At 64.7% G+C, this 7,173-nt stretch carries 11 protein-coding genes; all 11 read right to left on the bottom strand.

Going from position 1 to position 7,173, the window contains the following annotated elements:
- The coding region (locus C7T91_RS31070) for an aminotransferase class V-fold PLP-dependent enzyme (protein WP_236638631.1) at positions 1 to 518 on the bottom strand (518 nt) is incomplete at its 3' end.
- Positions 519 to 528: 10 nt separating this feature from the next.
- The gene (gene nifU / locus C7T91_RS31065) at positions 529 to 1,551 is read right to left on the bottom strand and encodes a Fe-S cluster assembly protein NifU (RefSeq protein WP_108263650.1); all 1,023 of its coding nucleotides are present in this window, start codon (positions 1,549 to 1,551) and stop codon (positions 529 to 531) included.
- A 12-nt stretch (positions 1,552 to 1,563) separates the two neighbouring features.
- Positions 1,564 to 1,884, bottom strand: coding sequence for a HesB/IscA family protein (locus C7T91_RS31060; protein ID WP_108263649.1), 321 nt, complete (start codon positions 1,882 to 1,884; stop codon positions 1,564 to 1,566).
- Between the two features lie 253 nt (positions 1,885 to 2,137).
- Complete coding sequence (locus C7T91_RS31055) at positions 2,138 to 2,626, bottom strand: hypothetical protein (protein ID WP_108263648.1); 489 nt, start codon at positions 2,624 to 2,626, stop codon at positions 2,138 to 2,140.
- A complete protein-coding gene (locus C7T91_RS31050; RefSeq protein ID WP_108263651.1) occupies positions 2,583 to 3,086 on the bottom strand; it encodes a nitrogen fixation protein NifQ in 504 nt (167 codons plus the stop codon). The genes C7T91_RS31055 and C7T91_RS31050 overlap by 44 nt, the downstream gene beginning before the upstream one ends.
- Before the next feature lie 34 nt (positions 3,087 to 3,120).
- Positions 3,121 to 3,429 (bottom strand): ferredoxin III, nif-specific, encoded by a 309-nt coding sequence (fdxB, locus tag C7T91_RS31045; protein WP_108263647.1) that lies wholly within the window; start codon positions 3,427 to 3,429, stop codon positions 3,121 to 3,123.
- Between the two features lie 31 nt (positions 3,430 to 3,460).
- Complete coding sequence (locus C7T91_RS31040) at positions 3,461 to 3,664, bottom strand: CCE_0567 family metalloprotein (protein WP_108263646.1); 204 nt, start codon at positions 3,662 to 3,664, stop codon at positions 3,461 to 3,463.
- A gap of 74 nt (positions 3,665 to 3,738) precedes the next feature.
- Complete coding sequence (locus C7T91_RS31035; RefSeq protein WP_108263645.1) at positions 3,739 to 4,212, bottom strand: NifX-associated nitrogen fixation protein; 474 nt, start codon at positions 4,210 to 4,212, stop codon at positions 3,739 to 3,741.
- 1 nt (position 4,213) lies between these two features.
- Positions 4,214 to 4,693, bottom strand: a complete 480-nt coding sequence (gene nifX / locus C7T91_RS31030; RefSeq protein WP_108263644.1) for a nitrogen fixation protein NifX — start codon at positions 4,691 to 4,693, stop codon at positions 4,214 to 4,216.
- The gene (nifN, locus tag C7T91_RS31025; protein ID WP_108263643.1) at positions 4,668 to 6,053 is read right to left on the bottom strand and encodes a nitrogenase iron-molybdenum cofactor biosynthesis protein NifN; all 1,386 of its coding nucleotides are present in this window, start codon (positions 6,051 to 6,053) and stop codon (positions 4,668 to 4,670) included. Before nifN ends, nifX begins: the two co-directional genes overlap by 26 nt.
- Positions 6,053 to 7,173 (bottom strand): nitrogenase component 1 (locus C7T91_RS31020; protein ID WP_108263642.1); only part of this gene is annotated, 1,121 nt, incomplete at its 5' end. The genes C7T91_RS31020 and nifN, both read right to left, overlap by 1 nt.

The raw sequence follows: 7,173 nt of genomic DNA, 5'->3' as shown, positions 1-7,173 counted from the left end.
GCCAGCTCGGCAAGCCCGTCGACCGGGAAGATCGTTCCGGTCTCGTTATTGGCCCACATGAAGCTGACCACGGCGGTCTTGTCCGAGAGCTTCCCGCGATACTCGTCGATATTCAGCCGGCCCTGCTTGTCGACGCCGATGCGGTGAACCGTGATGCCTTCGTGCTTTTCCAGCCAGTCGCAGAGCGACAGGATCGCGGGATGCTCGACCGCTGAGGTGATCACTTCGTTGCGGCCAGGCTGGACCTGAAGCGCGGAGCGGATCGCGGTGTTGTTCGACTCCGTGCCGCCGGAGGTGAAGATGATCTCGTGATCGAATTCCGCGCCGATCAGCGCCTGAAGGCTGCGGCGGGCCCCGCGCAGCGCGCCGCCGACCTCGGAGCCGAAAGCGTGGATCGAGGAGGCGTTGCCGAACTGCTCGGAGAAATAGGGCAGCATCGCCTCGACGACGTCCGGCCAGACGCGGGTGGTGGCATTGTTGTCGAGATAGACGGGGGTGACTTCGGTCATGTCTTTCATGGTCGGCTCCTCAGGTCTTTGCCACGGGGATGACCCGGACCGGACGGCCCAGTGCCTCGGAGATGATCTTCTGGATGCCGCCCAGCGTCTGGGTCGCCAGCTGGCAGCCCGAGCAGGCGCCGGTCAGATGGACCATCACGATGTTGCCTTCGATATCCAGCAGTTCGACATCGCCGCCGTCGCGCCTGAAGGTCGGGCGCATCTCGTCGATCAGCCTGGCAACCAGGATCGCCTCCTTGGCCGGGCTGAGGCCGGTTGCGGACTGATGAGGCACCGGCGCCGCGGCCGAAGCGGCAGGCATGGCGATCTGCACCGGGGCGGAGGGCATCGCGGGCGCGCTCTGCGCGGGGGTGGGGGGCATGTCGGGAATGACGAAGCCGGTGACTTTCTTCTTCTTCTGCGGCGCCGGGGCCGACCCGAAGACGAAGGCTTCCCCTGCCTTGATAAGGCCTTCGGCAACCATGTCCTTGTTCGTGTCGGCCAGCAGTTCCTCCAGCGGCTCGCGGCAGGAACTGCAGCCGCCGCCGGCCTTGGTGTAGAAGGTCACAATTTCCAGCGTGGTCAGCTTGTTGGTGCGGATCGCGCGCTCGATCATGCCGGCATCGACGCCGAAACACTTGCAGATCAGCGCGCCTTCCTCGTGATCGTCCTCGTCGACCTCCTCGCCCTTCCAGGCCGCCACCGCGGCGGTCAGGGCTTCCTGGCCCATCACCGAACAGTGCATCTTCTCGGGCGGCAGCCCGCCGAGGAATTCGGCAATGTCCTGGTTGGTCAGCTTGCGGGCCTCCTCGACGGTCTTGCCGATGACCAGTTCGGTCAGGGCCGAGGAGGAGGCAATCGCCGAGCCGCAGCCGAAAGTCTGGAACTTGGCGTCCTCGATCACTTCGGTGTCCGGGTTGACCTTGAGCATCAGCTTCAGCGCGTCACCGCAGGACAGCGATCCGACCTCGCCGACCGCATTCGCGTCGGTCATGGCCCCGGCGTTGCGCGGGTTGAAGAAGTGATCCTTGACCTTGTCGGTATATTCCCACATCGGCTCGGCTCCTCAGCAGAAGGACTTGCCGCAGCCGCAGCTGCTGCTTGCATTGGGGTTGTTGAAGACGAAGCCCGAGCCTTCGAGTCCGGTGACGAAATCGATGGTGGTGCCGGAGAGATGCGCCTGGCTTTCCGGATCGACCAGCACCTTGACGGGGCCGGCCTCGATCACGGCGTCGTCGGACTGGATTTCGAGCTCTAGCGCCATGCCGTATTGCATCCCGGCGCATCCGCCGCCCTGGACCATGACGCGGAGCCCGGCGACGGGTTGCCCGGCGCCGTCTATGGCCGATTTGATGGCAGTCTGCGCGCTTTCGGTAATTGCCAGCATGTGATCTCTCCTGTTCAGGGACGCCTGCGTTCGGAGAAGCTCAAGCATCGACCGTGCCAAGCTGAAAAGTATCTTTAAAGCAGTACCTTGCCTGATTTTGCGGGCGCGGTTGGCACGCGACATTGCAAAGTTTCCGACAAAGCCGTCTTGTCGCTTTCCTGCAAAATGCGACCTCTGAGGTGGCATTTTGCAGAATGCAACCGGGGCGCCGCGGTCAGGCGGCGCCCCGGACGGGCGGTCTTGCCGTGCCGGACTAGTCTTCCAGCGTGGTGTCGCGGGCCTCCATGTGGCGCAGCAGCCAGAGCCCGCCGAAACGGTCGGTCGGATCGAGTTCCCCGGCTTTGGAGAGCACCTCATGGGCAAGATCGTCGCGGTGCAGCTTGGCCGCACAGAAGCCGAGCGCGACCAGCGCCTGCATGTAGAGACCGGGGCCGAATTCGAACTGCGTGAAACCGGCATCTTCCGCGCGCACGTCACGCCAGTCCGCGGCGATGTTCAGCTGGCGCGCGGCGTGGCGCAGCAGAACCCGCGCCTGCTCCAGCGCCGCTGCATGGTCGTGGCTGTAAAAATAAAACCGGTAGGCTGCCAGCCTCACCCGCCAGTCATCGGGCGAGGCGTCCAGTGCCGCCCGGATCGCCGCGGCGCTTTCCAGCGGCTTCGAGCGGGCCTCGGCCGCTCCGGCAAGGAGCGACAGCCCCTCATTCGGACGGAGCGAAGCAGTCGCTGTAGTCAGGGCAGTCATCGCAGGTCGGGCTCAGGCAGAGCGCGAAATCCCTGTCCGCGCAAATCTGGCGGTAGAAGAACTTCTTCCAGCGCATGTTCCGGGAATTGGCCTCGAAAAGGCGCGGAAAATGGCGGCGCATCAGCGAGCTGAGGGCGGGCCGGACGGCAAGCCCGAGATCTTCCCAGAGATGAGAGGTCTCCATTGCGCGCCGCGCGATGATCGCCGCCAGCCACTGGGTTTCCGCGTCCAGCCGTCCGCCCCGCCACAGGAGAAGCTTCCGGATCGCTTCCTGATCGGACAGCGGCGGGGGCGGTTGCAGATCGAGATCGGGCAAGGTTGCATAGGGAAACCACCGCGCGGCGAGCGTCTCCAGCGCTGCCGGGGGCAGGCCGAGCAGCTCGGGCAGGCTGCCCTTGCCCTCCGCCCGCTCCTTCAGCGCGTGGTCGAAGATGCAGGCGAAGTCTGAGCTGATCAGCATCCGCTCGGCCTGCAATCCCGCCGGGATCCGGATCTCAGGCGTCAAGAGGCGCATGGGTCTGGCAATCGGAGGGACAGACGCGGTTGCAGGCGCCGCAGCCGATGCAGGCATCGGCATTGGTCATGACCATCACGCGCTTGATGATCTCGTCCTCGTCCTCCTCGAACTCGTTCGTCCCGGGGATCAGCAGCGCGCCATCCTCCGTATAGCCGCCGAGCCCCATGACATCGCGGCCGCAGACCTTGTAGCAGCGGCCGCAGCCGATGCATTTCTCGGCATCGATCGCCATCAGGAATTCGGGGATGTACTCGGTTCCCCCGCGGGTAAGCGCGGTCATCGGCATCTGTCAGGTCCTTCGTGGCTGTGGCCCGGGATCAGGCGGTGGCTTTCCTGGCATCTTTCAGCGCCTTGCGCGCCGCGGCCAGCTCGCTGAAAACCTCGAAGGTCTGGGCCGCGACCTCGGGGATCTTCTCCCAATCGGTCGGCAGCTCTTCGGAGAGATCATGCAGGTTCATCTTGGCGGTGGTGGAGCGCATCGACAGCTTCTTCACCTTGGCTTCGAGTTCTTCGACGGACATGGCGGATTTCCTAGTCTCGCAGTTGGCCCCTGCAATCGCCGCGGATCGGGGCGGTTGCACTTGAAAAGCGCTCCTCAGGCCTCTGAGGCTTCGGGGAATTTCTCGATAACGCTGACGGCGTCGGCGGTGATTTTCTCGCCCGCTTCGCCGAGCTTGGCATAGGTCTCGAAACCGAAGCGGTGGACGTCGCGCAGATGCTTCGACACCACGCAGAGCTTGCCCGCGATCAGCACGATCCGGCCGAAGCCCTCATGGCTCATCTTCTGCATCTGGCTGGCCATGCAGCCGGTCTGCTTCTCGATCATCAGCCCGATCGCGTCGTAGAACTTGGTAATGCGCCACATCACGTCCGGGTCGGGGTCGCCGATGATCGGGATATCGCGGCGCTCTTCCTTGGTGACGATGAATTCCGCCATCAGCTCGGAATCGGACTTGTCGTCCCAGGTCCCGTAGCTGTCTTCGGCGCGGATCACCGCGGCGAGCTGCTTCAGGAAAGGGCTGCCGGTCATCTCGCCGCCGCGCGGGCCGTCAAGGGTTTCGGTGGCCATGTCAGACCGTCTCCTCTTCGTAATCGTCCATGAAGTCGGGCTTTTTCTCGGTCCCGAGGAACTTGCGCAGGAAGGGCGGCGGGGTGCCGTTCAGCATCACGCGGACCTGCTCCAGCACATCGGCGATCGGTTCCGGACCCTTGCGCTTGATCGGGTGGATCCCGGCCTTCACCAGCTTCGCGGCCGAAGGACCGCCGACGGCGAGGGCAAACAGGATCGAGGAACCGGCGATCGCGTCGATCTTCGGCGTGATCTTGTCGTCCTGGTCGTCATGCTTGCCGGACTGCTTGGTGAATTTCGCGAATTCATGCGCCTCGACGAACTTGTGGCCGGTCTTGGTCACGTCATATACGGCAAATTTCCTGGCCGAGCCGAAATGCGCATTCAGGTTTTCCATGTCGTTGGTCGCGATCGCCACGCGCAGAGGCTTGCCTTCCGCCTCCGTGGCTTCGGATTCAACAAGTCTGAGCGTGCGGGACATGGTCGAACTCCTCTGGGATGGGGGCGGCGCCGAAATCTTCGGGCATCGCGCGGTGGTGGATGGATTGGACAGTGTTCGCGATCTCGTAGAGAAAGGCCCGGGTGCCGCGGTAACCGACGCGGCAGATATCCTGCGCCCCGATCCGGTCGAAGATAGGGAAGCCCGCGCGCACCAGCGGCAGGTGCAGGCGATGCGCGGCATGGCGGCCATGGGAATGGGTGATCAGGATCTTCGCGCCGAAGGCACGGGCCAGATCCTCGAAGTCCCCCAGATCGCCGATGACGACTTCCTCTGCGGGCACCTGTTCGAGAACCCGGTTGTGCTGCGAGGTCGAGACCGCGGTCACGATCTCGGCCCCCATGCCCGAAAGCGTCTGGCTCAGCGCGTAGAGCAGATCCGGATCCGCTGCGATTGCAACTTGCAACCCCCCGGTATGGAAATGCGCGTCCAGCGCGGCATCCACCAGGCGGGAGCGTTCGCGCTTGATCGAAGGCGACGCGTCCTGCAGCCCGGAGAGGCCCATCAGCGTCCGGATGAAGGCATCGACCGGCTTGAGCCCCGTGACCGACTGGAAGACCCGGAAAGGCACCAGCGCGCGGTCCTCGAGCTTCGCCGCCGCGCCCCTCATCGACTCGCCGATGGCCAGCGTGAAGGCCGAGCGGTTCATCGCGGCAATGTCTTCGATCGTTGTCCCGCCCAGGGAAGTGCCGCGCCAGTCGTCGGAGACATGGCCGTCGAGCGAGGTGGAAATGTCGGGCAGCACGATCGGCGAAAGGCCGAAGGCCCGGATCAGCCGCACCAGCTCCTCGATCTCGGCCGGGGTCAGGTGGCTGCCGCAGAGCAGGTTGACCTGGCGCAAGTCCGGGTCGCGTTCGGAAGCCTCCGGCACCAGCGCCTCGACGATCGCCTCGACCGCCCGGGCCCAGCCGTCCTCGAGCGCTCCCTCGAAATCCGGCGTGGATGCATAGACGATGGCGGTGTCGGCAAAGTCGTCGCGGCGGCGGACGATGTCCTTCAGTTCGCCCATGACGTCCTCGCCGCGGGTCTCGGTCAGCGCGGTGGAGGCGATGCCGATGAAGCGCGGGTTGGACTTCTTGCGCAGGTTCCCGATCGCTTCCTCGATCTGGTCGGCGCCGCCGAGGATCGTGGAAACTTCATTCATGGCAGTGGTTTGCAGTGGCACCGCCTCCTTGAAATGGCGCACCAGATGAACCATGGCGAAGGCCGTGCAGCCCTGGGAGCCGTGGAAGAGCGGCACGGCGCGTTCGATGCCCAGATAGGCCAGCGCGGCGCCGAGAGGGGCAGAACTTTTCAGCGGGTTGGTCGAGAGCGCACGCTTGGGGTGGGTGATTTTCGCCATCAGCAGTCATCCTCGAAATCGGTCGGGTCGGCGGAGGCGCCGGGAGAACCGGTCCCGGTGGCGGCAAGCTCCGGTGTCCTGGCGGGGCGTGCCATCGGGACGACGGCCGGACCGTGCCCCTCGATGCCGGTGACCGGGCAGGCGCCCTTCAGCGGCGGCATCGGACGGATATCGGAGAGGTCGCCGTCCCATGGTGCGGGCGCGCGCAGCTGGGCCCACATCGGGTTGTTGACCGCGCGGTCGATGGCGCGCACCAGATCGACCATGCCCATGTAGCCGGCGTAGGGCTCGTGCTTTTCCTGGTTGACGTCGACCCAGGGCATCTTGGCCTTCAGCGCCACGAATTGCGACCGGCCGCCGGACATCAGGACGTCGGCCCGCGCCTCCTTCAGGACGCGGTACATGTCCTTCGGCGCCATGTTGTCGAACATATGCGCATCGGTCTGCATGATCTCCTTGACGCGCGCCTTGTCCTCTTCGGTCGCCTTGCGGACGGAGGTGCCGATGACCTCCATCCCCAGTTCCTGGAGCGCGGAGACGACCGACCAGGACTTGTGGCCGCCGGTATAGAGCAGCACTTTGCGGCCCTCGACGCGCGGACGCATGGTTTCAAGTTGCAACCATATCTTCCGCTCTTCCTCCACGATAAGGTTTTCGCATCGGTCGATCAGTTCGGGATCGGCGCCCTGGTCGACCAGGATCCGGCACATCTGCCGCAAGGAGTCGGAGGTGTCGGAAATGCCGTAGAAGCTGCCTTCGAAGAAGGGGACGCCCCAGCGGTCTTCCAGCTTGCGGGCGACGTTGATCAGCGCCTTGGAGCAGACCATCATCGTGACCTTGGCGCGGTGCATCATCGCGACCTGCTTGTAGCGGGCATCTGCCGAGAGCGACCCCAGGATGCGGATGCCCAGGCGGTCGAGCAGCGGCTTCACCTGCCAGAGTTCGCCCGAGAGGTTGTAGTCGCCGACGATGTTGATGTCGTAGGGTGTGCAGTTCTCGGGCTCCAGCGAGCCGATCACGTGGTCGAGCATTGCCTCCCCGGCCAGCTTGTTGCCGAGGTTCTTCGAGCCGACATAGCCGGGCGCGTTGATCGGGATGCAGGGCGTGCCGAACTTCTCGC

The sequence above is a fragment of the Mangrovicoccus ximenensis genome (assembly GCF_003056725.1).
GTDB classification, from domain to species: domain Bacteria; phylum Pseudomonadota; class Alphaproteobacteria; order Rhodobacterales; family Rhodobacteraceae; genus Mangrovicoccus; species Mangrovicoccus ximenensis.
This window is presented reverse-complemented; position numbering and strand designations above follow the sequence as displayed.